This is a genomic window from Streptomyces sp. NPDC088733 (assembly GCF_044751185.1).
Lineage (GTDB): Bacteria > Actinomycetota > Actinomycetes > Streptomycetales > Streptomycetaceae > Actinacidiphila.
This window is the reverse complement of record NZ_JBIVLH010000003.1, coordinates 253307-278865: the sequence shown is the minus strand read 5'-3', so window position 1 is coordinate 278865 and position 25559 is coordinate 253307. Positions and strand designations below refer to the sequence as shown.

General features: G+C 71.7%; 19 protein-coding genes, 2 tRNA genes and 1 pseudogene. 16 read left to right on the top strand and 6 right to left on the bottom strand.

Translation table 11 applies throughout. The features are described from left to right. Positions 1 to 2 precede the first annotated feature (2 nt). On the bottom strand, positions 3 to 1721 hold the full coding sequence (locus tag ACIP64_RS07360; protein WP_401582762.1) for a CDP-glycerol glycerophosphotransferase family protein: 1719 nt from the start codon (positions 1719 to 1721) through the stop codon (positions 3 to 5). 709 nt (positions 1722 to 2430) lie between these two features. On the opposite strand from ACIP64_RS07360, the gene proB reads away from it, so the two are divergent. From proB to ACIP64_RS07335, 5 genes are all read left to right on the top strand, one after another. Beyond that, the gene (proB, locus tag ACIP64_RS07355; RefSeq protein WP_401583204.1) at positions 2431 to 3534 is read left to right on the top strand and encodes a glutamate 5-kinase; all 1104 of its coding nucleotides are present in this window, start codon (positions 2431 to 2433) and stop codon (positions 3532 to 3534) included. Between the two features lie 152 nt (positions 3535 to 3686). Next, positions 3687 to 4172, top strand: a complete 486-nt coding sequence (locus ACIP64_RS07350) for a hypothetical protein (protein ID WP_401582761.1) — start codon at positions 3687 to 3689, stop codon at positions 4170 to 4172. 77 nt (positions 4173 to 4249) lie between these two features. Beyond that, positions 4250 to 5575 carry a glutamate-5-semialdehyde dehydrogenase gene (locus tag ACIP64_RS07345; RefSeq protein ID WP_401582759.1) on the top strand — a complete coding sequence of 442 codons (1326 nt, stop codon included), beginning with the start codon at positions 4250 to 4252 and terminating at the stop codon, positions 5573 to 5575. 95 nt (positions 5576 to 5670) lie between these two features. After that, positions 5671 to 6159: a hypothetical protein gene (locus ACIP64_RS07340; protein WP_401582757.1), complete on the top strand. Its 489-nt coding sequence runs from the start codon at positions 5671 to 5673 to the stop codon at positions 6157 to 6159. A 64-nt stretch (positions 6160 to 6223) separates the two neighbouring features. Then, positions 6224 to 7363, top strand: a complete 1140-nt coding sequence (locus ACIP64_RS07335; RefSeq protein WP_401582755.1) for a hypothetical protein — start codon at positions 6224 to 6226, stop codon at positions 7361 to 7363. On the opposite strand, the gene ACIP64_RS07330 is transcribed toward ACIP64_RS07335, so the two are convergent. Beyond that, complete coding sequence (locus tag ACIP64_RS07330; protein WP_360906874.1) at positions 7287 to 8408, bottom strand: M48 family metallopeptidase; 1122 nt, start codon at positions 8406 to 8408, stop codon at positions 7287 to 7289. The genes ACIP64_RS07335 and ACIP64_RS07330 overlap by 77 nt on opposite strands. A gap of 142 nt (positions 8409 to 8550) precedes the next feature. On the opposite strand from ACIP64_RS07330, the gene ACIP64_RS07325 reads away from it, so the two are divergent. The 6 genes from ACIP64_RS07325 (at position 8551) to ACIP64_RS07300 (ending at position 12498) form a co-directional block, all read left to right on the top strand. Beyond that, the gene (locus tag ACIP64_RS07325) at positions 8551 to 8709 is read left to right on the top strand and encodes a hypothetical protein (protein ID WP_018556595.1); all 159 of its coding nucleotides are present in this window, start codon (positions 8551 to 8553) and stop codon (positions 8707 to 8709) included. Between the two features lie 35 nt (positions 8710 to 8744). Next, positions 8745 to 9326 (top strand): nicotinate-nucleotide adenylyltransferase, encoded by a 582-nt coding sequence (nadD, locus tag ACIP64_RS07320; RefSeq protein WP_401582754.1) that lies wholly within the window; start codon positions 8745 to 8747, stop codon positions 9324 to 9326. Positions 9327 to 9363: 37 nt separating this feature from the next. Further along, positions 9364 to 11148: a LytR C-terminal domain-containing protein gene (locus ACIP64_RS07315; protein ID WP_401582752.1), complete on the top strand. Its 1785-nt coding sequence runs from the start codon at positions 9364 to 9366 to the stop codon at positions 11146 to 11148. 94 nt (positions 11149 to 11242) lie between these two features. Then, positions 11243 to 11680, top strand: a complete 438-nt coding sequence (rsfS, locus tag ACIP64_RS07310; protein ID WP_319664644.1) for a ribosome silencing factor — start codon at positions 11243 to 11245, stop codon at positions 11678 to 11680. Next, positions 11677 to 12330, top strand: coding sequence for a histidine phosphatase family protein (locus tag ACIP64_RS07305; RefSeq protein ID WP_401583202.1), 654 nt, complete (start codon positions 11677 to 11679; stop codon positions 12328 to 12330). Before rsfS ends, ACIP64_RS07305 begins: the two co-directional genes overlap by 4 nt. Positions 12331 to 12425: 95 nt before the next feature. Beyond that, a tRNA-Ala gene (locus ACIP64_RS07300) sits at positions 12426 to 12498 on the top strand. Positions 12499 to 12533: 35 nt separating this feature from the next. On the opposite strand, the gene ACIP64_RS07295 is transcribed toward ACIP64_RS07300, so the two are convergent. Beyond that, positions 12534 to 13448 carry a helix-turn-helix transcriptional regulator gene (locus ACIP64_RS07295; RefSeq protein WP_401582750.1) on the bottom strand — a complete coding sequence of 305 codons (915 nt, stop codon included), beginning with the start codon at positions 13446 to 13448 and terminating at the stop codon, positions 12534 to 12536. A 102-nt stretch (positions 13449 to 13550) separates the two neighbouring features. Between ACIP64_RS07295 and ACIP64_RS07290 the strand changes: the two genes are divergently transcribed. Further along, positions 13551 to 14993 (top strand): MFS transporter, encoded by a 1443-nt coding sequence (locus ACIP64_RS07290; protein WP_401582749.1) that lies wholly within the window; start codon positions 13551 to 13553, stop codon positions 14991 to 14993. On the opposite strand, the gene ACIP64_RS07285 is transcribed toward ACIP64_RS07290, so the two are convergent. Then, positions 14968 to 16248: a glycosyltransferase 87 family protein gene (locus ACIP64_RS07285; RefSeq protein ID WP_401582747.1), complete on the bottom strand. Its 1281-nt coding sequence runs from the start codon at positions 16246 to 16248 to the stop codon at positions 14968 to 14970. The two genes, ACIP64_RS07290 and ACIP64_RS07285, sit on opposite strands and share 26 nt — an antisense overlap. A gap of 125 nt (positions 16249 to 16373) precedes the next feature. Between ACIP64_RS07285 and ACIP64_RS07280 the strand changes: the two genes are divergently transcribed. Continuing rightward, positions 16374 to 16446 (top strand) — tRNA-Ala (locus tag ACIP64_RS07280). A gap of 23 nt (positions 16447 to 16469) precedes the next feature. On the opposite strand, the pseudogene ACIP64_RS07275 reads toward ACIP64_RS07280, so the two are convergent. Together ACIP64_RS07275 and ACIP64_RS07270 are read right to left on the bottom strand one after the other, a co-directional pair. Next, positions 16470 to 18126 (bottom strand): annotated as a pseudogene (locus tag ACIP64_RS07275) (NADH-ubiquinone oxidoreductase-F iron-sulfur binding region domain-containing protein). Beyond that, a complete protein-coding gene (locus ACIP64_RS07270) occupies positions 18123 to 19265 on the bottom strand; it encodes a hypothetical protein (protein ID WP_401582745.1) in 1143 nt (380 codons plus the stop codon). The pseudogene ACIP64_RS07275 and the gene ACIP64_RS07270 overlap by 4 nt, the downstream one beginning before the upstream one ends. Before the next feature lie 370 nt (positions 19266 to 19635). On the opposite strand from ACIP64_RS07270, the gene ACIP64_RS07265 reads away from it, so the two are divergent. From ACIP64_RS07265 to ACIP64_RS07255, 3 genes are all read left to right on the top strand, one after another. Next, on the top strand, positions 19636 to 21609 hold the full coding sequence (locus ACIP64_RS07265; protein ID WP_401582743.1) for a protease pro-enzyme activation domain-containing protein: 1974 nt from the start codon (positions 19636 to 19638) through the stop codon (positions 21607 to 21609). 240 nt (positions 21610 to 21849) lie between these two features. Then, positions 21850 to 24708 (top strand): leucine--tRNA ligase, encoded by a 2859-nt coding sequence (gene leuS / locus ACIP64_RS07260; RefSeq protein ID WP_401582741.1) that lies wholly within the window; start codon positions 21850 to 21852, stop codon positions 24706 to 24708. Positions 24709 to 24880: 172 nt separating this feature from the next. Beyond that, positions 24881 to 25489: a hypothetical protein gene (locus ACIP64_RS07255; protein WP_401582739.1), complete on the top strand. Its 609-nt coding sequence runs from the start codon at positions 24881 to 24883 to the stop codon at positions 25487 to 25489. Positions 25490 to 25559 lie beyond the last annotated feature (70 nt).

Here is a 25559-nt window from a genome sequence, read left to right as displayed (position 1 = left end):
GCTCATGCCTCCGATTGGTCACTGAGCGGTTGGTCGCCCACCGCCGTGTCGTCCGGGGCGAGATCGAGCCACCGGTGGTCGCCGTTTGTGTCTCCGTCTGCGGCGGGATCCCCCAGCACCACCCAGTCGATCACCCGGTCCGCGGAATTCGTGTCGACGAAGTCGAAGTTCTCCTGCCGGAACTGCTCGACCTTCGAGAGGTCGTAGTCCTCGTCCTGAAGGGCCTTGAGCAGTTCGTCGAAGGTCACGCAGATCTTGCCGGGAGCGACGGAGTCGTAGTCTCGGTGGAACCCGCGGATCACCGAGTAGGTTTCCTTGTCGTACGCGTAGAACAGGATCGGTCTGTCGAGCAGTGTGTACTCGTAGATGATGGACGAGTAGTCGGTGACGAGTACATCCGTGACATGCAGCAGGTCGTTGGTGTCCGGGAACGACGCAAAGTCCAGCAGCCGGTCGGAATATTCCGCGGGAATCGGAACGGAGCCCGGAATGAAGTGGTGCATGCGGAAGAGCACGACGAACTTGTCCCCGCAGACTTCGTGCAGCTTCGCGAAGTCGATGCGGTCGTAATCGTAATGAGCGTCGCCGATGCTTTTCCCGCGGAAGGTCGGCGCAAACAGCACGATCTTCTTGCCCTTGAGCTTCGGGTTGGCGACGAAGAAGTCCTCGACGACCTTGCGGGAGTGGTCCTTGTCGAGGAACGTGTCTATTCGGGGCAGGCCGGTCGGTACGACCGCGGATTCCTCGATGCCAAATGCCTCGGCGTACACCGGCACCAGATGCTTGGATCCGGTGATCACGTAGGTGTACTTGCGGTGGGCGTTGGTCAGCTTCGGCGAACCGTATCGTCCGAACCGGCTGTAGCCGACCGACTTGAATCCGCTTCCGGCGTGCCAGAGTTGGATGATCTTGGTTTTCGGGGAGATGCCCAGCTGCGCGAGGAGCCCGAAGTAGTCGTCCATCAGAACGGTGTCCGACGTCGCGAGCAAGTAGATCAGGCGCAGCGTGCTCCACTTGTTCGCGGTGCTGGGAACCCGGAACGAGTGGCGGAACGAGTACTTCTTGTCGAGGCCCCGCTCGATCATCCGGTCATGGACGCGCGCCAGGTTGCCGCCGAGGCCTGTGCGCATTTCTGAGGCGAACAGGATCCGGTTGCCACGTGGGGGGTTCAGGCGGCGCGAGAGGGAATAGACGTGATTGGCGAGCTTGCGGCGCCGGGCCCGTGGCAGGACCCGCAGCCCGAGTCGCTTGCGCAGCGGTGCCTTCGGGGCGTCCTTGTTCGTGCTCGGCCCGGCGCTGCGGAACAGCTGGTACGTCCGCATCAGGAACTCGGGGTTCTCGTCGTCGTCCGAGAGTCCGAACGCGATCACGTACGCCGAGCGGTTGCGGTCGTAGAGGAAGGTACGGGAGTCCACGTCAAGGCGATCCGTGGCCTTGAGGTCGAAGCCGGCGGCCGGCAGTCGTTCCTCACCGATCACCGGAACGATCCGCCAAGTGCCGTTGGGTACCTGGCGGCGATCCTGGAAGTTGGTGACGTTGATCTCCAGGCGGTGCTGTTCGGCGCCTGTTTGCCGAGAGTTCACCGGAAACTCTCGCTCACCGTCCACAATCAGGAAACGGAGAGCACTAGGATCTCCAGTGAAGCCAGAGACGACCGCGGTGAGAGAAAGGTGTATGCGCTCCCACGAAATCGCCGCTATCAAGCAACGTGCCATCGTCATCCTTCCGTCCGTGAACCGTCGCGCAATCATGAGACCCGCGCGACGGCCATGAGGCATGCGTGCGCCGGGTAGGGCGACCATGGGAGCATAGCCTACTGACTCAGAGCTCCCCCAAGCCGTGACGAGCGCCACCAGCCTCGGAGCGAGGGGTTGAGCTGCACCGTCGAAGGCCTTGTGCGAGGTTCCTGGCTCTCCGGCGCCGCTTGAAGCGGACGGGTCCACAGGCCGGTGTCCGAATAGTACTCCGGCAGGCCGGCTGTAGCGATAAACCCGGTTTCGTCGGGCGCGGGTCGCGTGGCGCTGGCGGTGGCTGTCACGACCGGAGTGCGGTGGCGAATGCCGAGCAGTTCGCCACGGACCCCGCAACCGCTCCGCCGGGTCCGGGTGATCACTCCCGGTCCTCGCCCGGGAGTGCCCTCTCCGGCTCGTGCCGCCGGCGCAGGACGGCGGGCTCCCCGGGCGGCCGCCCGGCGGTCGCCGCCGGGCCCCGCGGAGCAAGTCCCCCGGCAGGGCGCGTCATTGGGGTTCCGGCCGCGCTGCGGGGAGCCTGGCGGAGCACGGGAGGAGCCGAGTGGGCGAGAGCCGTCCGTGTGCTGGACGCATGCGCGGCGGCCACGCCGACTTCCCGTAGATTCGGCACGTGGACGCGAGTGTGCAACCCAACCGGCGCGAGGAGACGGGCAGCGAAGTGGCAGGGGCAAGCCAGGCTGTGCGCGAGGCCCGCAGGATCGTCGTCAAGGTGGGTTCCTCGTCGCTGACGACGGCCGCCGGGGGCCTGGACGCGGACCGCGTCGACGCCCTGGTGGACGTGGTCGCCAAGGCGCACGGCACCGAGCGGGAGATCGTGCTGGTCTCCTCCGGCGCCATCGCCGCCGGGCTGGCGCCCCTGGGCCTGGACCGGCGCCCCCGGGACCTCGCCCGGCAGCAGGCCGCCGCCAGCGTCGGCCAGGGCCTGCTGGTCGCCCGGTACACCGCCTCCTTCGCCCGGTACGGCGTCCGCGTCGGGCAGGTGCTGCTCACCTCCGACGACATGAGCCGCCGGGCCCACTACCGCAACGCGTACCGGACCCTGGACAAGCTGCTCGCCATGGGCGCCGTCCCCGTCGTCAACGAGAACGACACGGTGGCCACGGACGAGATCCGCTTCGGCGACAACGACCGCCTGGCGGCCCTGGTCGCGCATCTCGTCCGGGCCGACCTGCTGGTGCTGCTCTCCGACGTCGACGGCCTGTACGACGGCGACCCGAGCACCCCCGGCACCTCCCGCATCGCCGAGGTCCGCGGCCCGCGGGACCTCGACGGCGTCTCCATCGGCAGCGCCGGCAAGGCCGGCGTCGGCACCGGCGGCATGGTGACCAAGGTCGAGGCCGCGCGGATCGCCGCGGGGGCCGGGATGCCCGTGGTGCTGACGTCCGCCTCGCAGGCCGCGGACGCGCTCGCCGGACGGCCGACCGGCACCCTCTTCCACCCCACCGGCAAGCGGTCCGCGGACCGCCTGCTGTGGCTGGCCCACGCCTCCGCCCCGCTGGGCGCGCTCATCCTCGACGACGGCGCCGTCCAGGCCGTCGTCAAGCGCCGCACCTCGCTGCTGCCGGCCGGTATCGCGGGCATCGAGGGCGACTTCTCGGCCGGCGACCCGGTCGAGCTGCGCGACGCCTCGGGACACGCCGTGGCGCGCGGACTGGTCAACTTCGACGCCCGCGAACTGCCCCGGCTGCTCGGCCGGTCCACCCGCGAACTGGCCCGGGAGCTCGGTCCCGCGTACGAGCGGGAAGTCGTGCACCGGGACGACCTCGTACTCCTGAACCCGTAGCCCGCCCCCTTCGTGGTTACTTCGTGAAAACGGCCCCGCGGCCGCCCGCCGACTGCTCAACTTTGAGGGCGGGGAAGGAATTCGACGGAGACGACGACAACGGCAACGACAGCGACCCACAGGGACGACAGGTGACGACAGGGAGGCCGCCGGTGAGACGAGTGCGCCCAGGGGCATCCTCGTCCCGCGGGACGGCGGAGCGGACACTGGTGAGCGTGGCGGCCGACGAGGGCGCACCGAGGACCCACGCGGCCCCGCAGCAGACCCCGTCGACGGCGAAGCCGCAGGAGCGCCCCGTGTCCCGGCTCTGGCACGTCACGCTCAGCGTCTCCGGCCCCGAGGCCCCGCTGGCGGAGGTGCGGCGCGCCCTGGAGCAGCTCGCGCACGACCACCCCTTCCTGCTCACCAGCCGGTACGCGGCCGACCACGCCGAGATCCGGTACTGGGAGGAGGCGCGCGACCTGCACGACGCCGCCGCCATCGCCCTGCGGCTGTGGGGCGAGCACCGGGCGTCCGCGAAGCTGCCGCCCTGGGAGACGGTCGGCCTGGAGGTCATCGACCGCGACACGTACCACCAGCGCATCGCCGAGGGCTACGGGCCGCCGCCCGCCGCCCCTGTCGGAGTGCACCCGTACTGAGCCGTACGGAACCGTCCGGGTCTCACCGGCTGGAAAGACACCCCCCAGGGCGGTGCCCACGCCGTACGCTGACGGCTATGAGCAGCCGCAGCCACAGCAACGACGACCTCGCCGCCTCCCTGCCCTCGCCGTGGCCGGCGTCACCGGTCCTGCAGGCCGCCTACCGGGCAAGGTCCGCCGCCGCCGACATCGCGCCGCTGCCGCGCGCGGCCAAGGACGACGCGCTGCTGGCGATCGCCGACGCCCTCCTGGTGCGCACCAAGGAGATCGTCGAGGCCAACACGCTCGACGTGGAGCGGGCCCGCGCCGCCGGCACCGCCGAGGGCATCGTCGACCGGCTCACCCTGAGCCCCGAGCGCGTCCGCGCCATCTCCTCCGACGTGCGGGACGTGGCCGGGCTGCCCGACCCGGTGGGCGAGGTCGTCCGCGGTTCGACCCTGGCCAACGGGCTCGACCTGCGGCAGGTCCGGGTGCCGCTGGGCGTGGTGGGCATCATCTACGAGGCGCGTCCGAACGTCACCGTGGACGCCGCCGCCCTGTGCCTGAAGTCCGGCAACGCGGTGCTGCTGCGCGGCTCGTCCTCGGCGTACCACTCCAACACCGCCCTGGTCACCGTGCTGCGCGACGCGATCGGCGGCGCCGGGCTGCCGGCCGACGCGATCCAGCTGGTGCCGGGCGAGAGCCGGGAGTCGGTGCGCGAGCTGATGCGCGCCCGCGGCCAGGTCGACGTGCTCATCCCGCGCGGCGGCGCCTCGCTGATCCGCTCCGTGGTCGAGGAGTCCACCGTCCCGGTCATCGAGACCGGCACGGGCAACTGCCATGTGTACGTGGACGCGCAGGCCGACCTCGACATGGCGGTGCGCATCCTGGTCAACTCCAAGGCGCAGCGTCCCAGCGTCTGCAACTCCGCGGAGACCCTGCTGGTGCACCAGGACATCGCGGGCGAGTTCCTGCCGCGCGCCCTGGACGCGCTGGCCGCGGCGGGCGTCACCGTGCACGCCGACGAGCGCGTCCGCGACATCGCGGAGAAGTCCGGCACGAAGGCGACCGTCGTCCCGGCCACCGTGGAGGACTGGGAGACCGAGTACCTGAGCCACGACATCGCCGCGGCCGTCGTGGACTCCCTGGACGCCGCGGTGGCGCACATCCGGCTGTGGTCCTCGGGGCACACCGAGGCGATCGTCACCGCTTCGCAGCCCGCCGCCCGCAGGTTCACCCAGTTGGTGGATTCCGCCGCGGTCGCCGTGAACGCCTCCACGCGCTTCACCGACGGGGGGCAGTTCGGCTTCGGCGCGGAGATCGGCATCTCGACGCAGAAGCTGCACGCCCGCGGCCCCATGGGCCTGCCGGAGCTGACCTCGACCAAGTACGTCATCACCGGCGACGGCCAGACCCGCGGCTGAGGGCCGGCGGGCGGGACACGGGCACTTCACGGCGTTCGGGGCGGACTTTCCCCGGCGGCCTGCCCAATCCGCGTCATCGGCCCTATTCTGGACGGGTGCCGGACGACCTGGGGGGCAAGCCGTTCCCGGACGGCGAGGACCACGGTGGCGCGGATGACGAATTCGCGTCCGTGGTGTTCGACGAGGCCTTCATACGTGCGGCAGCCTTCCACGAGCCCAGCGCCCACGAGCGCATGCTCGCGGCCGCCACGGCCCAGGCCGAGGCCGAGGCCTCCCGCGCCCGCCTCCTCGGCGTCCAGGACGGCTCCGCCCCGTACGACGAGCACGCGGACCGCACCGCGGAGGACGACGAGTACGACGAGCTCTACGCCCAGCGCCGCCCCTACCGCGGGCACGGCCGCTGGCACCGCATGGTGGCCTGGCTGCTGGCGGTCGTCATGGGCATCGGGGTCGTCGCACTGACGTTCGCCGCGGTCTACCGGGGAGCCGGTGGGGGCAGCCGCCAGCCGGCCGTCCCGCCCTCCCCGGCGGGCCGTATCGGCGCGCCCTCGATGCCCCCCGTAGTGGTCAGCCCAACGCCCTGAGCGTCGAGAGAAGTTGTGCGTACCAGGACGTTTTAAAGAGCCCGGACAGACCTACGCTTGTTGTATGACCGGGCCTGGTGACCCACCTGAGGGGATTCCCGAGGGCTCCCCGGGAAGCGGCGACGACGAGTACCGATCCGTCGTGTTCGACGAATCGTTCGTACGTGCTGCCCGGATCCAGGAGTACTCGGCCCGCGAGCGCCTCGACGGTTCGGCCCGCGCGGTCCGCACCCGGCGCTTCTGGGCCCGGGGCGGCGCGACGCGCCAGGCGCTCGTCCTGGTGGCCCTGATCGCCGTCGCCTTCGGCACCGCCGTCTACCTCGGCATCCGCAATCCCTACGAGCAGGGGCCCGAGCCCGTCGCGGAGCCGCTGCGGATCACCCTGGTCCCGCTCGCCCCGGCCGGCGTGGTGCCGCCCACGGACCGCACCCGCCCCTTCGACGGCCACGCGGCGGCCGGCTACCAGATCGGCAGCAAGGGATTCACCCTTCCGGCCCCCTTCGGCACCCCGCATTTCGGCGAGAGCCAGGTCACGCAGGCGCTGACCCTGGCCAAGGACTACCTCTGGGCCTCCGCCGTCGATCCCACCGCCCTGACCGGCGGCAACGTGAGCAAGGTCCGGGACCTGCTGGACCCCGGGCAGCGCGTGCAGTTCGACCGCAGCCTGTCCGCCCCGGCCGACGACGGGCGGCACGCCGCCACGGGCTGGCTGGTGCGCCTGGACCCCGGCAGGATCGCCCTCGCCTCCGACGAGGTGCGGGTCGACGGGACGATGGCCGTCATGGAGACCGCCGACGACGCCCTGGAGGTCCTCACGGACCACACCATGGTCTACGCCGTACGGACGGCGGCCTCCGCGGGCGGCGAGCCGTCGCTGTTCACCGTGCGGCGCGCGCTGCGCCTGCGGTTCGACCGCCAGGACCTGCGCGACATGCATGTGCAAGTGCTGCAGGCCGACGTCGAGGCCGGGCCGCTGTCCTGCGGGTCGGAGCCGGCCAAGCGGTTCGAGCCGCTGCTGGCGGGGGAGAAGGCCCCCGCGCAGGCCGGCGTCGACCCGTACGACCACCGCCACCAGATCACCTCGGTGTGCGGAGTGCTGGCCCCCGGGTCGCTCGCCGGCCCCGGTGTCACTCCGCGGACGGGTCCGGCGGCGCGTCCTTCGGGGAGCTCTGCGGCCCCTGCGAGCCCTGCGCCGTCCCGGTGAACCGGTCCCGCAGCTTGCCGCCGATGTCGCCGGCGCCCGAACCGATGTCGTTCAGCAGCTTCATCAGCGGGTCCTTGCTGGTCTTCACCGTGTCGGCGTAGTGGTTCGCCGACTCCTTGAGCGAGTCGTACACCGAGGTGTCCTTGTCCTCGCTGCGCCGCGGGTAGTGGCCGTCCATGAGGCGCTGGTAGTCGCGGGTCGCGGCCCACTTCTTCAGCTCCGCGGCACGCACCGTGGTGAAGGGGTGGCTGCGCGGCAGCACGTTCAGGATCTTCAGCACGGAGTCGCGCAGGTCGCCGGAGCCCTCGTACTCCTCGGCCTGCTTCAAGAACGCGTCCACGTTCATCTCGTGCAGGTGGTTGCCGCCGGCGATCTTCATCAGACCGCGCATCGACGCCTGGAGGTCCTGGCCGACCAGCAGGCCGGCGCGGTCCGCGGACAGCTCCGACTTGCGGAACCACTCGCGCAGGGCCGTGATGATCGCCATGATCGCGACATTGCCGAGCGGGATCCAGGCGATCCGCAGGGCCAGGCTGGTGAGGAAGAGCAGGATCGTGCGGTACACGGAGTGACCTGACAGCGCGTGGCCCACCTCGTGGCCCACGACGGCCCGCATCTCCTCCTCGTCCAGCAGCTCCACCAGGCCGGTGGTGACGACGATGATCGGCGCGTCGAGCCCGATGCACATCGCGTTCGGCTGCGGGTCCTGCGTGACGTACATGGCCGGGACGGTCTCCAGGTCCAGGATGGAGCAGGCGTCCCGCAGCATGTCGTTGAGGTGGGTGAACTGCTCGTCGCCGACCCGGACCGAGTCCGACAGGAACAGCAGCCGCAGCGAGCGCTCCGGGAGCAGCCCGCTGAGCGCCTTGAAGACGGTGTCGAAGCCGCTGAGCTTGCGCAGCGCCACCAGGGCCGAGCGGTCGGCCGGGTGCTCGTACGCCCGGGAGGAGATCCCCGGGAACCGCCGGCGGTTCCGCCCCGGCAGACGGTCGCCGTCGCCCTCCGTGCCGCCCCGCACGCCGTTCGGATCATTCGGACCGGACATGTCTCCCCGTTCCCCTGGTCGGCTGGCCATACACAGGAAGGACGCGCGGAGCCACCTCGAAGTTCCGTCCGCACCGCCCGTACCATGTCCCCCAAGTCCCCACGTCCGCCAAGAGCACGCACCGTCACCAAGGGAACCGCGAATGACCTCTTACGCGACCGCCGCCGTCCTGACCACGCTCGCCGAGGGCGAGGGCGGCGGCAACCACGAGAGCCTGAGCCCGTACCTCACCGGTGGCGGCGCCCTGTTCGCGCTGCTGCTCCTGCTCTTCATCACCACCCGTTTCAACCGCGACCGCTGAGGCCGCAGAGGCGGATGCGGGTAGGGTCTGTCCGCATGAAGGAGCGAATCGGTGTGATGGGTGGGACGTTCGATCCCATCCACCACGGTCACCTCGTCGCGGCCAGCGAGGTGGCGCACCTCTTCGAGCTGGACGAGGTCGTCTTCGTGCCGACCGGCCAGCCCTGGCAGAAGAGCGACCAGAAGGTGTCGGCCGCCGAGGACCGCTACATCATGACGGTGATCGCCACCGCGTCGAACCCGCAGTTCTCGGTCAGCCGCAGCGACATCGAGCGCGGCGGCCGCACGTACACCATTGACACGCTCCGCGACCTGCGGTCCGACCATCCCGAGGCGGAGCTCTTCTTCATCACGGGTGCCGACGCGCTGGCGCAGATCTTCTCCTGGCGCGAGGCCGAGGAACTCTTCTCCCTGGCGCACTTCATCGGCGTCACGAGGCCCGGGCACGTGCTGTCCGACCCGGGCTTCCCGGAGGGCGGCGTCTCCCTGGTGGAGGTGCCCGCCCTCGCGATCTCCTCCACCGACTGCAGGCACCGGGTCGCCAAGGGGGAGCCCGTCTGGTACTTGGTGCCCGACGGTGTGGTGCGCTACATCGACAAACGCAGGCTCTACCGGTAATCGATCAGCGGCTCAGCGGCAACTGGAGGGGTCCCCAGTGAACGACTACCCCCGATGGCACTACGCCGAGGGAACACCCGAGCAGGAGGGACCGGACCCCTACCCCCAGGACCCTTACGCACAGCAGCAGGGTGACTACGGATACCAGCAGCAGGGCCAGGGCTACGACCCGTACGCCCAGGGGGCGCAGCCGCAGCAGCCGCAGCGCTACCAGGACCAGGGCTACGGTCAGCAGCAGGACTACGGCTACGACCAGCAGCAGGCGCAGGCGCAGCAGACCCAGCAGTACCAGGGCTGGATCCCGCAGCAGCCGCAGTACCAGGAGCCGTACTACGAGCCGCAGCAGCCGCCCCAGCCCGAGCAGCCGCAGTACCAGCAGCACACGCATCCGCAGCCTCTCTACCGCGACCCCGAGCGCCCGTCCCGGCCCGTGCAGGGCTCCGTCCAGGCGCCGGTGCAGGCTCCCGCGCAGGCTCCCGCGCAACCCGGTCCTTCCGGCCGCGGTCCGGCGGGTCCCCCGGGTCCCGCGGGTCCCGCGGCTCCCTCGGGCAACGGGGACTACTCCACCGGGCAGTTCTCCTTCGTCGACGAGGAGACCGAGGAGTCCGAAGAGGTCATCGACTGGCTGAAGTTCACCGAGTCCCGCACCGAGCGGCGCGAGGAGGCCAGGCGCCGCGGCCGCAACCGCGTCGTCGCCCTCGTCGTCGTGGTCGCGCTGGGCGCGGTCGGCGGTGTCGGCTACCTGTGGAAGGCCGGCAAGATCCCCGGACTCGGTGGCGACTCGGCCGCCACGCAGCAGGCCGCCGGCGGCCAGAAGCGCGACGTGCTCGTGCTGCACCTGCGCCCGGTGGACGGCAACGAGACCTCCACCGCCCTGCTGGTCAGCAACTCGACCACGAAGAAGGGCACCACGGTGCTGCTGCCCAACTCGCTCGCCGTGAGCAGCGACGACGGGGGCAGCACCACGCTCGGCAAGTCGGTGGTCGACGGCGGCTCCGCGCCCACCCGCGAGGCCCTGGAGACCCTGCTCGGCACGAAGATCAGCGGCACCTGGCGGCTGGACACCCCGTACCTGGACAACCTTGTCGAATCCCTCGGCGGGATCATCGTCGACACCGACGCCACGGTGAAGGCCGACAAGAAGAAGGGCGGCAAGGTCCTCGTCAAGCCCGGCAAGCAGCAGGAGCTGGGCGGCCAGGCCGCCGTCGCGTACGCCGTCTACCGCGCGCCCGGCGAGGCGCAGGACAAGCAGCTGGCCCGGTTCGGCCAGGTGGTCCAGGGCGTGCTGAAGAAGATGTACAGCGACCCGGACCTGGCCACCAAGACCATCGAGGGGCTCAACCAGGTCATCGAGCCGCCGCTGACCGCCAAGGACCTCGGCACCAGCCTCGCGGCGCTGTCCGAGGAGGCCAAGACCGGCGCGTACAAGACCGACACCCTCCCGGTGCAGGCCGACGGCACCGTCAGCGAGAAGGACACCGACGGCGTCGTCAAGGACGTGCTCGGCGGCACTGTGACCAACACCTCCTCCGACGGCATCCCCCGGGTAGGCCTGAAGAACGGCTCGGGCGAGTCCGCCAACGCCGGCGAGGCCCAGGTGCAGATCGTCGGCGGCGGCTACACCTATGTGTCCGGCACCTCCACCGCCACTCAGGCGGCGTCCAAGGTCCTCTACGGCGCCGCGGAGCAGAAGGCGAACGCGCAGGAACTGGCGAAGACCCTGGGTCTGCCCGCCAAGTCCGTCACCAAGGGCACCGTCCCGCCCAACGCGGACATCCTGGTGGTGCTCGGCCAGGACTACACCCCGCCGCCCAAGCAGTGAGCCGTCCGGTCCCCGGCCGGATAACCGGTCGGGGACTGTCCGCGGTCCGTGAGACCCTTGGGGGTACGACGTCCCCGACCGGAAAGCCGCACCTGTGACCGCCACGGACCGCTCCATCGAGCTCATCCAGACCGCCGCCCAGGCGGCAGCCGACAAGCTCGCGCACGACATCATCGCCTACGACGTCAGCGACGTCCTCGCCATCACCGACGCGTTCCTGCTCGCCTCCGCGCCGAACGACCGCCAGGTGAAGGCCATCGTCGACGAGGTCGAGGAGCGGCTCGCCAAGGAGCTGGGCGCCAAGCCGGTGCGCCGCGAGGGTGAGCGCGAGGGCCGGTGGGTGCTGCTCGACTACGTGGACATCGTGGTGCACGTCCAGCACTCCGAGGAGCGCGTCTTCTACGCCCTGGAGCGGCTGTGGAAGGACTGCCCCGAGCTGGAGCTGCCCAAGGACGCCGTGGCGACCCGCGGCAAGGCCGAGGAGCACGCCCGCGCCATGTCGGTGGCCGACGAGGACGGGGAGCTCAGCTGAACGGGCACAGCCGCGGGCGCGGCCGGCGCATCGTCTTCTGGCGGCACGGCCAGACCGCGTGGAACCTGGAGGGCCGCTTCCAGGGCACCACGGACATTCCGCTGACCGCCACCGGCGTCGGGCAGGCCAGGCGCGCCGCCCGCCTGCTGGCCGCGCTCGAACCGGACCGGATCATCGCCTCGGACCTCCAGCGCGCCGCCGACACGGCCGCCGAGCTGGCGGCCGTGACGGGCCTGGACGTCACCTACGACCAGGGCCTGCGGGAGACCTACGCGGGCGTCTGGCAGGGACTGACCCACGAGGAGATCACCGCGCGCCACCCCGAGGAGTACGCGGCGTGGAAGCGCGGGGAGCCCGTGCGGCGCGGCGGCGGCGAACTGGAGACCGAGGTCGCCGACCGGGCCGCTCCCGTGGTGCTCGCGGCCGCCGACAAGCTGCCCGACGGCGGCATCCTCGTGGTGGTCAGCCACGGCGGCGCGATCCGCACGACGATAGGCCGGCTGCTCGGCCTCGACCCGCGCAGCTGGGAGGCGCTCGGCGGCCTGTCCAACACGTGCTGGTCGGTGCTGGGCGAGGGCGCCCGCGGCTGGCGCCTGCTGGAGCACAACGCGGGCACCCTGCCCGAGCCGGTGCTCGGCGACGACGACTGAACCGCCGCGGCGGGGCCACCGGGGCCGATTTCGGAAATCCGGCCCTGACCGGCTAAGCTTCTTCTCGTTCGCCAGGCGGCAAGCCTGAGGACAGCGGGGCTATAGCTCAGTTGGTAGAGCGCTTGCATGGCATGCAAGAGGTCCGGGGTTCGAATCCCCGTAGCTCCACAGCGACACAGTGGTCACGGAATCCCGTCCTCCCGTCAGGGAAGGCGGGATTTTTCGCGTTCCAGGACGAGCTCGGACAGCGGGCGCGCGTGCAGGGGGCAGCCGATCAGAGGGTCGGGCAGCTCCCGCAGCCGCGCCATCCGCGCGCGGCTCTCCTCGTCGGCCGGGGTGTAGGCCACGATCCGGTGCTCCGGCGCGGAGTCCACCGACAGCGAGGTCGAGGCGAGCCGGACGACGCCCACCGACGCGTGCTGGATCACCTTGACCCGCGGCCCCGGCGGCGCCACGTCCCCGCTCGCCCACATGCGCGCGAACTCCGGGCTCGAGTCGGTCATCCGCCGGATGAACGTCTCCCAGACGGGCTCGCCCACGTGCCGTCCGTAACCGCCGCGCAACTGCGCCACCATGCGCGGCAGTTCGGCGCCGCGGTCGAGGAAGGCCGAGCAGCACGGCGGGCCGGTGAACAGCCGCCGCAGCACATTGCGGTCGGCGGGGGAGTCCAGCCGCACCGACGGAAAGACGTACCGGTAGGCGGCGTTGCAGGCCAGCACGTCGTAGCGGGTGTTGTAGACGACCGCGGCGAGCGGGTCGAGGGCGTCGATGATGCCCTGCACGTCCTCGCCCACCGACTCCGCCTCAGCGGCCTGCTCCCGGACGAAGGGCACTCCCGCCAGCCGGTACAGGTGCTCCCGCTCGGTGACGTCCAGCCGCAGTGTGCGCGCCACCGCGTCCAGCACCTGCACGCTCGCGTTGATCGGGCGGCCCTGCTCCAGCCACGTGTACCAGGTCACCCCGACCCCGGCGAGCTGCGCGACCTCCTCGCGCCGCAGCCCCGGTGTACGGCGGCGCAGTCCCGGCGGCATGCCGACGTCCTGCGGTGTGATCCGGGCGCGGCGGCTTCGCAGGAAGGCGGCGAGTTCGTTGCGGCGCGGAGCGGACACGGCGGACATGTGCCCCATCGTCCACCGGGTCGGGACGCGGTGCCAGGTGCTGTCAGTACCAGCATCCATGGGCTCTCGGCACCGGTACGCGGGCGCCCGCAGGCTCGTGCCATGGCTCATCCCACACTCTCGGCCCCACCGGTGCCCCGTGCCGGTTCAGGCGGCCGCGCCCCGTCCGGCCGGCTGCTCGGCACCGTGCTCACCGGCCAGTTCATGGCCCTGCTCGACGTCTTCATCGTCAACGTGGCCGCGCCCACCATCCGCACAGACCTGCACGCCTCGGGCGCCGCGCTCCAGCTCGTCGTGGCGGGCTACACCGTCTCCTACGCCGTCCTGCTCATCACCGGCGCCCGTATCGGCGACCTGTGGGGCCACCGCAGGACCTTCGTCGCCGGGCTCGGCCTCTTCACCGCGGCCTCCCTGGCCTGCGGACTCGCCCAGTCGGCAGGGGAGTTGACCGGCTTCCGGCTGGTCCAGGGAGCCGGGTCGGCCCTGATGATCCCCCAGGTGCTCAGCCTCATCCAGCGCAACTTCACCGGCGAGCGGCGGGTACGCGCCCTCGGTGTCTACTCCGCGGTCCTGGCCACCGGCGCGGCGGCGGGGCAGTCCCTCGGCGGCGTCCTCGTCAGTGCCGACCTGTTCGGCACGGGCTGGCGTCCGGTGTTCCTGGTCAACGTGCCCATCGGGCTCTGCCTGCTCGTCCTGGCGCCCCGGGTCATTCCGCGCGACCCCGGCGGCGCCGAGGAGCGCCGTCGCGGCCTGGACCTGCCCGGCCTGGTCACCCTGGGCGCCGCCGTGACGCTCTTCACCGTCCCGCTCGTCCTCGGCCAGGAGGAGGGCTGGCCGCTGTGGGGCTGGATCTGCCTCGGCCTCAGCGTCGTGCTGCTCACCGTCTTCGCCGTCCTGGAGGCCCGCCTGACCCGCCGCGGCGGGGCGCCGCTGGTCTCCGCGCGGGTCCTGCGCGCACCCGGCATGCCCCGCTCCGTGGCCGTGATCGCCGTCGCGATGGCGCTGAACGCCGGCTTCCTGTTCTCCATCGCCCTGCACTTGCAGAGCGGTCTCGGCCTCAGCGCCCTGCGCACCGGGCTGACCTTCACCGCCGCGGCCGTCGCCTTCGGCGGCGTCGGTCTCAACTGGCGGCGCCTCCCGGCGCGCACCCACGGTCTGCTCGCCCCGCTCGGACTGCTGGTGGCGGCCGTCTCGTTCGCGGCCATGGGACTGCTGCTGCGCGACGGGGAACAGCACCAGCTGCGCTTCCTCGCCGTCCAGTTCGGGATCGGCCTGGGCCTCGGTGCGTCCTTCAGCCCCACGCTGACGCTCGCCCTCGGCAGGGTCGCGCCGCAGGACGCCGCGGATGCCAGCGGGCTGCTGGCCACCGTCACGCAGCTCGGCCAGCTGATCGGCGTCGCCACCCTGGGCACGCTCTTCCTCAACCGCCTCGCCTCCTCCGGCTCCTCCGCGCACGCCATCGCCCTCACCTCCTGGGCGCTCGCCCTCACGGCCGTCCTCGGTGTCCTGGCGGGGCTGCTCAGGGGGCGTGCGGGGCGGGGGTGAGGGACCGGGCGCCGCTCGTGCCGCGGGACCGGGCCCGCTGCCGCCGTACGGCCACCGCCGCGACGCACAGGAAGGCGGCGCCCACCGCCGGGTAGACCGCCGACAGGGCCATCTGCCCGGCGGACTGGTGGAGTTCGGGCCGGGCGACGCCGTCGCCGTGCGGGATGAGCCAGAGCCCGTACGAGCAGAAGACGAGCCCCGCCGCGACGGCTCCGGCCCGGGAGGCCCGGCTCAGCAGCACGACGAGCGGCACCGCCCACACCCAGTGGTGGGACCAGGAGACGGGACTGACCAGGAGCGCGGTGACCGCGCAGGAGACGACCGCCCAGGCCCGGGCACCGGAGACGAGCGCGGCCACGGCCACCGCGAGCCCGGCGCACGCCACCAGTGCGGCGGTCACGAGCCACCACGTCCCCGGGTCGCCGGTGTGCAGGGCCCGCGCGAGCACCCCGCGCAGGGACTGGTTGGCGGTGTCCTCGCCGTGCCCGGCCCGGTCCGCGGAGAAGATCACGCCGGTCCAGAAGCGCCGGGAGTCGTGCGGCAGGACCACCGCGGACAGGCCGACCGTGGCGGCGAGGACGGCCGCGGCGACCGAGGCGTGCCGCAAGTGGTCGTTCCAGCGCTCCCGGCGCCGCCAGGCCAGCACGAGTCCGCCGGCGGCGAGCAGGACCACGAAGAGCGCGGGGGTGAGCTTGATCCCGGCGGCGATGCCGATCCCGACGCCCGCCGCCCGCGAACCCTTCCGCAGGGTCAGGTCCCACAGCACCAGCACGGCCAGCAGCAGGTTGATCTGCCCGTACCGCAGCGTCGTCCACACCGGTTCCGACCAGACCGCGACCGCCGCCACGGCGAGGGCCGCCGCGGCCGGGGGCAGCCGGCGCGGCAGGCCGGCCAGCCGCAGCGACAGGGAGGCGAGCGCGACGAGCAGTCCGAGGTTGAGCGCGGTGACCGCGATCCGCGCCGCACCGGCCGGCAGGACCGTGAGCGCGGTGAAGAGGAGGGCGGCGAAGGGCGGGTAGGTGTTCGGCAGCTGCGCGTGGGTGACGCGCATCGCGTACAGGTCGCCGCCCTGCCGCACCGTCCATCCCTCGGCCCGGTAGACGGTGAGATCGATCATCGAGACATGGGCGGCGCGCTGCGCCAGGCAGAACGCCGCGAAGGAGACCAGGCACACCGCGGCCGCCACGACCGTGGGGCGGCGGAGGCGGCGGTCGCGTTCCGCCGTGGCGTCGGCGATGCGCTGCGTGGCGGTCACGGGGGCCGTCTCCAGTCCTGGGGGTCGGGGGTCAGCCGACAGTACCGGAATGGATTTGGCGAACCGCCCCCACGGCCGTGTAATGTATGCCGAGTCGCCGGGGGGACCCGGAGGAACGGCAACGCGGGGCTATAGCTCAGTTGGTAGAGCGCTTGCATGGCATGCAAGAGGTCCGGGGTTCGAATCCCCGTAGCTCCACTTCACGTGAAGGGCCCGGTACCTCAGGTACCGGGCCCTTTCGCGTGACCGGACCGACCCGGCCCGGCGGCCGCCACCGCCGGGCCGGGCGGACGCTCAGCGGCGTCCGCCCTCCTCCATCCGCAGCGCCAGCGCGGGGCAGCGGGCCACCGCGCGCTGGGCGGCGGCGTCCAGGTGCGGCGGAACGGGGGTCCCGGCGATGTCGGGGTAGCCGTCGCGGTCCAGCCGGACGATCTCCGGCAGGACGCCGGCGCACAGCCCGTGCCCCTTGCACAGCGTCCAGTCGACCACCAGGCGCTTGTTGCTGGCGGCCGCGGGCGCGCCGCCGCCGGAGGGGCCGCCGAGCAGCGGCGAGGGCTCGGACTTCAGCAGGGGGAGCACACCGACCGTGGGGCGGCCGCAGCCGCCGCCGAGCACATGGGCCGCGAGGTCGTCGGTGAAGGCGTTGATGGTGGACATCACAAAGCGCATGGAGCCGTCGGGGTGCTTGCAGACCCCGCGCCCCTTGACCGCCACCGCGGTCTGCCGCAGCTGCTCCAGCGCGGCCTGGCCGCCGCCGTTGAGCACGTCCTGCAGCAGCCCGGCCATCCGCGGCAGGCCGAGGCGGCACGGGCCGCACTGGCCCGCGGTCTCGGCGGCCAACCACTGCGCGACCCGCAGCGACTCGCCGAGCGGGCACAGGCCCGGGTCCAGCGGCAGCAGCGCGCCCGCGCCGAGCGTGGCCTTGTGGGCCTCCAGGGACTCGCGGGCGATCGTCACCATCGAGGCGATGTTGGGGTCGATCCAGTTGCCGTGGTAGCCGCCCACGAGCACGCCCTGGCCGGGATTCCCGCCGCACATCTGCAGGATGTACGACATGGGCACCCCGGTCGGGGTCTCCACGACCGTCTGCCGCGGCACCGAGCCCGACACGGTCAGCATGGCGGTGCCGGGCTCCCCGGGCGCTCCCGCGGAGCCGAAGCGGATGGCCCCCATGCGGGCGCCGACGGCGAGTTGGGTGAAGGTCTCGGTGTTGGAGAAGAGCGTCGGCATCCCGCCGATGCCCGACTCGCTCGCGCTGACCTTCTTGCCGGGAGGCAGCGGCAGCCCGCCGTTGGCGGCCGAGATGATGCCCGAGGACTCACCGGACACGAAGCGCTCCGGCATGCGCACGATGCGGGCGCGCAACTGGCGGCCGCGCTTGGTGCCGAGGCCGCGTTCGGCCAGGGCGTCGCGCACGGACTTCTCGTTGCTGTCGCGGGTGACGCTGATCACCAGTTCGCGCGCGCCGAGGATCTCGGCGCACATCAGGGCGCCGTCCAGCATCAGATGGGGTGCCCGGCGCAGGATCACCGCGTCCTTGCGGCAGGCGGGCTCGCCCTCGCAGCCGTTGACCACGACCGCGGTGGGGCTGCCGCGACGGCGCGCGGCCTCTCCCACGGCTTTGAGCTTCTTGTAGAACGGGAAACCGGCGCCGCCGCGGCCGCGCAGGCCCATCAGCTCGGAGAGGTCCAGGAGTTCGCCCTCGGTGAGGGTCGGCATGGAACCGTGCACATTAAGGTGGGTGACCCGGTCCAGCCGTTCCACCTCGTCGAACCCCGCGGTTATTCGGGGCAGCCCGACGGTACGCACGTCGGGCAGCACATCACCCGCCCCCTGGCGAAGGGCGGGTGAGCGGTCCGGCATGGCGGGCAGATTCATCGCTGTCCTTCATAAGGTCCGGGCGTCGACTGCTGCCAGGAGATCGGCTGGAGCCGTTCGGCTCCCAGCGGATCGGTCTCCTGGACGCCGCCGGGCACTTCGGTCCCCCAAGGAGGGGTGCCGTCCCAGGCGCCGGGCTGGGGCTGTTGCGGATACGGCTGCTGGAACTGCTGGGGCTGCTGAGAATACGGCGCCTGCGAGTCCGCGGGAACCTGCGGCAGCTGCGCCGTGGCGGCCGCTGGGTCCATGCCGAGCAGGCCGCCGGGTGCCGGGGGAGGGGTGGGCGTGTACTGGCCGGCGGTCGGGAAGCCGGGCAGCGGCGGCAGCGGATCGGTGTACGCGCTGGCCAGGGCCGGGCCGCCCTCCTCGCGGACGGCGCGCCTGCGGCTGCCGGAACCGCCGCCGCGCGCGAGGTTGCGGAAGGAGGCGGAGCGTTCGCGGGTCTCGGGGAAGACGGACTCGCCGCGCAGCTTGCGCAGCCGGACCACCAGGCCGATGGCGACGCCGACCAGGCAGACCATGTAGGCGATGATCACCCAGGGCTTGGCGGCCCGGCCGGACTCCAGTCCGTGGATGAGGGCGGCGCACCACGAGGCGTACGCCATGCCGTGCAGGATGCGCCAGCGCACGGGGTGGCGCTTGGCGGCGAAGATGCTGCGCATCGCGCCCGTGGCGGCGGCCAGGATCATCAGGTAGGCGGCCAGCACGCCGAGGGATATGAGCCCGTCGCGGCCGGTGACCCCGAGGGGGAGGAAGGCGCCGGCGGTGGTGACGCGGACCTCGACGACCTTCGTCGTCACATGCAGGATCAGGAAGCCGATGGCGGCGACGCCCAGACCGCGGTGGATGCCCTGGGTGACCAGCCGCTCGCGCGGGCCGAGGAAGACGGTGTCGGTGGACACCAGGCCCCAGATGACGGTGCAGCTGAGCGAGACGAGGGTGAGGACACCGGCGCCGAAGTCCAGAAAGGCACGCAGGGCCGGGCCGGCGGTGAAGGCCAGGACGAGCAGAGCGGCTGCGGTTCCGGCGGTCGCCCAGACACGCGGCGACCGTGCGGTGCGGAGAGCCCCGGACAGTGTGGCGCTCGCCGGGAGCGGGGGGTTCCGGCGACTGTCGGAGGACTGACGGTTGGTGCGCATGCGCAGACGCTAACCCGGACGGGTACCCACTTCGATCGTCTTTCGACAACCCCGGATGCGGATCATTACGAACTGCTAACGTCGGTTTGTTCGGGCGCCGTTCGGTGAAGATGTCGTGCCGTCCGGCATCCGTTTCTTCGCCACTTCTCCCCATATGGCGCCGGCCGCGTTCTGTCCCCGGATCCATATGTCCGCATTCCGGATCACGGCGCCTCCCCAATTGCCCTTTCGTGAAGCTTCCTTGGGGCCTTCTTGGTGAACACATGTCCCTGACATGAGCGGTTCACCGCAAGAGTGGCCTGGCGGTTCACGTGCGTGGCCGGTCCTGGCACGCCGACGTACGTCAGAACTTCACACAGCAGGGGGTTACATGAGCTCCACCCGCTCCAGAAAGCGGGCCGGCCTGGCCCTGGCCGCGGCGCTGCCGCTGGTCGCCGGTGCGCTGGCGATGGGCATACCCACGGCCCAGGCCGACGCCTCGCACGGGCGCCACACCCTCGCAGGCAGCAAGCCGGCCTGGGCGACGGCCAAGTCCGACAAGGGTGCCACCTCCGACGCGAACAAGGTCACCCTCCGGGTGTACCTGGCCGGCCGTGACGCCCAGGGTCTCGCCGCCTACGCCCAGGCGGTCTCCGACCCGGCGTCCGCCTCCTACGGCTCGTTCCTCTCCGCCGCGCAGGCCAAGTCCCGCTTCGGCGCGACCCAGCAGCAGGTCGCCGAGACCACCGCGTGGCTGGAGTCCTCCGGCCTGCAGGTCACCGGCGCCAACGACCACTACCTGACGGTCACCGGCGACGTCTCCGCCGCCGAGAAGGCCTTCGGCACCCAGCTGCACAACTTCGCCAAGGGCTCGAAGACCTACCGTGCCCCGGTCGGCACCGCCTCGGTCCCCGCGGCCCTGAGCGGCACGGTCCTCACGGTCACCGGCCTGGACAACTCCCCGCGGCGCGCCCAGCACCAGGACACGCTCCCGCCGCCCGGAGCCGTCTTCAAGAACTCCGGCCCCTTCTCCACGTACTTCGGGTCGAACACCGACAAGAAGCTGCCGGTCGCCTACGGCACGCACGCCCCGTACGCCGTCAAGGGCTACACGGGCCAGCAGCTGCGCTCCGCCTACGGAGCGGGCTCGTACACCGGCAAGGGCGTCACCGTCGCCATCACCGACGCGTTCGCCTCGCCGACGATCGCCGCCGACGCCAAGAAGTACGCGGCGCGCAACGGTGACGCGGACTACAAGCGCGGCCAGTTCTCCCAGGTGCTGCCGGCCGACTACCGCTTCACCGGCCCGGACGAGTGCGACGCGTCCGGCTGGTACGGCGAGGAGACCCTGGACGTCGAGGCGGTGCACGCCCTCGCCCCGGCGGCCGACATCACCTACGTCGGCGCCTCCTCCTGCACGGACGACGACCTGCTCGACGCGCTCAACAAGATCGTCGACCACCGGCTCGCCGACATCGTCTCCAACTCCTGGGGCGACCTGGAGAGCAACGAGACCCCCGACATCGCCGCGGCGTACGACCAGATCTTCCAGCTGGGCGCGGTCGAGGGCATCGGCTTCTACTTCTCCTCCGGCGACGCGGGCGACAACGTCGCGAACCCCAACGGAAACGGCACCAAGCAGGTCGACACCCCGTCGAACTCCCCCTGGGTCACCTCCGTCGGCGGCACCGCGCTCGCCGTCGGCAAGGGCGACAAGTACCAGTGGGAGACCGGCTGGGGCACGCTGAAGGCTTCCCTCTCCGCGGACGGCTCCGCCTGGACGGCCTTCCCCGGCGCCTACACCTCCGGCGCGGGCGGCGGCACCAGCAAGCTGTACGCGCAGCCCTTCTACCAGCGCGGCGTCGTTCCCAACGCGCTCGCCCTGGCCAACGGCGGCACGGTCAAGCAGCGCGTCGAGCCGGACATCTCGGCCGTCGCCGACCCGAACACCGGGTTCCTGGTCGGCCAGACCCAGGCGTTCCCCGACGGGTCCTTCCAGTACAGCGAGTACCGGATCGGCGGCACCTCGCTCGCCGCGCCGGTGATCGCGGGCGTCCAGGCGCTGGCGCAGCAGGCGCGGCACGGTGTGCCGATCGGCTTCGCCAACCCGCTGATCTACAACCGCTACGGCACCGGGGCGTACCACGACGTCACCGACCACCCGCTGGGCCGCGGCCAGGACCTCGCGGTGGTCCGCGTGGACTTCGCCAACGGCTTCGACGCCTCGGACGGTCTGCTCACCTCGCTCCGCAGCCTCGGCAAGGACAGCTCGCTGTCCGCGGTCACCGGCTACGACGACGTGACCGGCGTCGGCACCCCGGCGCGCGGCTACGTCGACTCGTACAAGCCGGGTCACCGCCGCTGAGCACGGCAGGAAACGGCACGTAAGGGCCCGCACCGGGGGGAACCTCGGTGCGGGCCCTTACGGCTCTGCGGTAACCTGACCCCATGCATGCCGTACGCCTTCTGCTTAGCAAGCCGCGCTGACCAGGATCGATGTCAGTGCGGCGCCCCTCCTGTGCGAGGGGCTTTTTCGTTTCCGCAGGCAGACACCCCGTACGGCCGGGCCGCAGGCCGTCATGACAGCGATGGAGTACGAAGGACGATGAGCGAGACCACCCCCGCCGCAGAGGCGGCCGCGCCCCACCGCTACACGGCCGCGCTGGCCGCCGACATCGAGAGCCGCTGGCAGGACTTCTGGGACGAGAACCAGACCTTCGCCGCGCCCAACCCCACCGGCGACCTGGCCGGGAACGGCGAACTGGCCAAGCCCAAGAAGTTCATCATGGACATGTTCCCGTACCCCTCGGGCGCGGGACTGCACGTCGGCCACCCCCTGGGGTACATCGCCACCGACGTCTTCGCCCGCTTCCAGCGCATGACCGGCCACAACGTGCTGCACACCCTGGGCTTCGACGCCTTCGGCCTGCCCGCCGAGCAGCACGCCGTGGCCACCGGTGAGCACCCCCGGGTCACCACCGAGGCCGCCATGAACAACATGCGGTCGCAGCTGCGCCGGCTGGGCCTGGGCCACGACAAGCGCCGGTCGTTCGCGACGATCGACCCGGACTACTACCGCTGGACCCAGTGGATCTTCCTGCAGATCTTCAACTCCTGGTACGACGAGGAGGCCGGCCGGGCCCGCCCGATCGGTGAGCTGATCGAGCAGTTCGAGAAGGGCGTGCGGGAGACGCCCGGCGGCCGGGGTCCCTGGACCGAGCTGACCTCCGTCGAGCGCGACGCCGTCCTGGGCGAGTACCGGCTGGCGTACGCCTCGGAGTCGCCGGTCAACTGGTGCCCCGGCCTGGGCACCGTGCTGGCCAACGAGGAGGTCACCGCCGACGGCCGCTCCGAGCGTGGCAACTTCCCGGTCTTCAAGGCCAAGCTGCGCCAGTGGATGATGCGCATCACCGCCTACGCGGACCGCCTGCTGACCGACCTGGACGGGCTGGACTGGCCCGAGGCGATCAAGCTGCAGCAGCGGAACTGGATCGGCCGGTCCGAGGGCGCCAAGGTCGACTTCGCCGTCGAGGGCCACGGGTCCACGCCGATCACCGTTTTCACCACCCGGCCCGACACCCTGTTCGGCGCCACCTACATGGTGCTGGCTCCCGAGCACCCCCTGGTCGACACCCTGGTGCCGGCCGCGTGGCCCGAGGGGACGAAGGACGCCTGGACCGGCGGTGCGGACACCCCGGCCGAGGCCGTCGCGGCGTACCGCAAGCAGGCCCAGTCCAAGTCGGACGTCGAGCGGCAGACCGAGGGCAAGAACAAGACCGGCGTCTTCAGCGGCGCCTACGCCGTGAACCCGCTGACCGGCGCCCGCATCCCGGTCTTCGTCGCCGACTACGTCCTGATGGGCTACGGAACCGGCGCCATCATGGCCGTCCCCGGCCAGGACGAGCGCGACTGGGAGTTCGCAGGCGTCTTCGACCTGCCCATCGTGCGCACGGTCCGGCCCCCGGAGGGCTGGGAGGGCGAGGCGTTCACCGGCCAGGGTCCGGCGATCAACTCCGCCAACGACGAGATCGACCTGAACGGCCTGGAGGTCACCGAGGCCAAGCGCAAGGTCATCGAGCACCTGGAGCAGCGCGGCATCGGTCAGGGCACCATCAACTACCGGCTGCGCGACTGGCTGTTCAGCCGTCAGCGCTACTGGGGCGAGCCCTTCCCGATCGTCTACGACGAGGACGGCGTCGCCCACTCCCTGCCCGACTCGATGCTGCCGCTGGAGCTGCCCGAGGTCGAGGACTACTCGCCGCGCACCTTCGAGCCGGACGACGCCGACACCGTGCCGGAGACCCCGCTGTCCCGCAACCAGGAGTGGGTCGACGTCGACCTGGACCTGGGCGACGGCCGGGGTGTGCGCCGCTACCGCCGCGAGACCAACACCATGCCCAACTGGGCGGGTTCGTGCTGGTACGAACTGCGCTACCTGGACCCGCACAACGGGCAGAAGCTGGTCGACCCCGAGATCGAGCAGTACTGGATGGGCCCGCGCGAGGGGCAGCCGCACGGCGGCGTCGACCTGTACGTGGGCGGCGCCGAGCACGCCGTGCTGCACCTGCTGTACGCGCGCTTCTGGTCCAAGGTGCTGTTCGACCTGGGCCACGTCTCGTCCGTGGAGCCGTTCCACAAGCTGTTCAACCAGGGCATGATCCAGGCCTACGTCTACCGCGACAGCCGGGGCTTCCCCGTCCCGGCCACCGAGGTCGAGGAGGCCGACGGCGGCTACGTGTACGACGGCGAGCCCGTCAAGCGCGAGCTGGGCAAGATGGGCAAGTCCCTGAAGAACGCCGTCACGCCGGACGAGATCTGCGCCGAGTACGGCGCCGACACCCTGCGCCTGTACGAGATGGCGATGGGCCCGCTGGACGTCTCCCGCCCGTGGGACACCCGCGCCGTCGTCGGCCAGTACCGGCTGCTGCAGCGCCTGTGGCGCAATGTCGTCGATGAGGCGACCGGCGAGGTGACGGTCACGGACGCCGCGCCGGACGAGGACGCCCTGCGCGCCCTGCACAAGGCGATCGACGGCGTCCGCCAGGACCTGGAGGGCCTGCGCTTCAACACCGCGATCGCCAAGATCACGGAGCTGAACAACCACCTGACCAAGGCGGGCGGCGCCCTGCCGCGCTCCGTGGCCGAGCCCCTGGTGCTGCTGATCGCCCCGCTGGCCCCGCACATCGCCGAGGAGCTGTGGCGGCGGCTGGGCCACGAGGGGTCCCTGGCGCACGAGGACCTGCCGGTGGCCGACCCGGCGTACGTGGTGGACGAGACCGTCACCTGCGTCGTCCAGATCAAGGGCAAGATCAAGGCCCGCCTGGAGGTCCCGCCGGCGATCTCCGACGCCGACCTGGAGGCCCAGGCCCTGGCCGACCCCGCGGTCGTCGCGGCCCTGGACGGTGCGGCCGTGCGCAAGGTGATCGTCCGGGCGCCGAAGCTGGTCAACATCGTCACGGGCTGAGGCAGCGGGCCTGATCGGCGGCTCGCTCGCGGGGTCGCCGGTCCCGCGACTGCCGCGCTCCGGATCTCAGGGGCGGATGAGGGTTTCCCCGGAACCCTCGTCCGCCCCCGGCCGTTTACGGTGGGCATACAGCCGATCGAGCGGATCGGGCCGACCGGGCAAAGGAGCCGCCGTGGATGTCGCCGTCGCCCTGATCATGCTGCTCTTCGCCTCCTTCGTCGCGCTCGGCCTCGTGGCCGCGGTCAGGACGGCCCGGGCGGTCCGGCGCGGCGTGGAGCGTACGAGCATCGAGGCCCGGCGCGTCGTGGAGGACACCGGTCTCAAGGCCCGGCGCTACACCCAGCCCGGCCCCGCGGGGAAGCTCGCCGAACTGCGGCTGGCGCTGCGCACCTCGGTCACCAGCACCGAGACGGCCCTGGAGGCCCGAGCCGCGGACGACACCGGGCTCAGCGAGGCCGTCGCGCTCTTCCGGCGGCTGCGCGGACATGCCACGGAACTCGACGCCGAACTCAAGCTCCTGGAACGCGAGCCCGACCGCGCCCGCATCGCCGCGCGCCTGGGCGACCTGGAGGAGCGCACCCGACGCATCACCCACTCCGCCGACTCGCTGCGCTGGGCGGCCCAGGACCGGGCCCGGCGCTTCGCCGACGACGACCTCGCGGCGCTGGGCCGCGACATCGACCTGGAGGCGGGCGCCCTGCGGCACTGGGCGCCCGCGAGCCTGCCCGAGCCGGGCCCGGGGGCGTCCGCGTCCGCGGAGCGTCCGCCGAAGGCGCTGTGAGCGCGGTCAGGACGGGCGGGCCGGGCCGGCGGGGGTGGTCTGCCCGGTTCGCGTGTACCGGGAGCCCCAC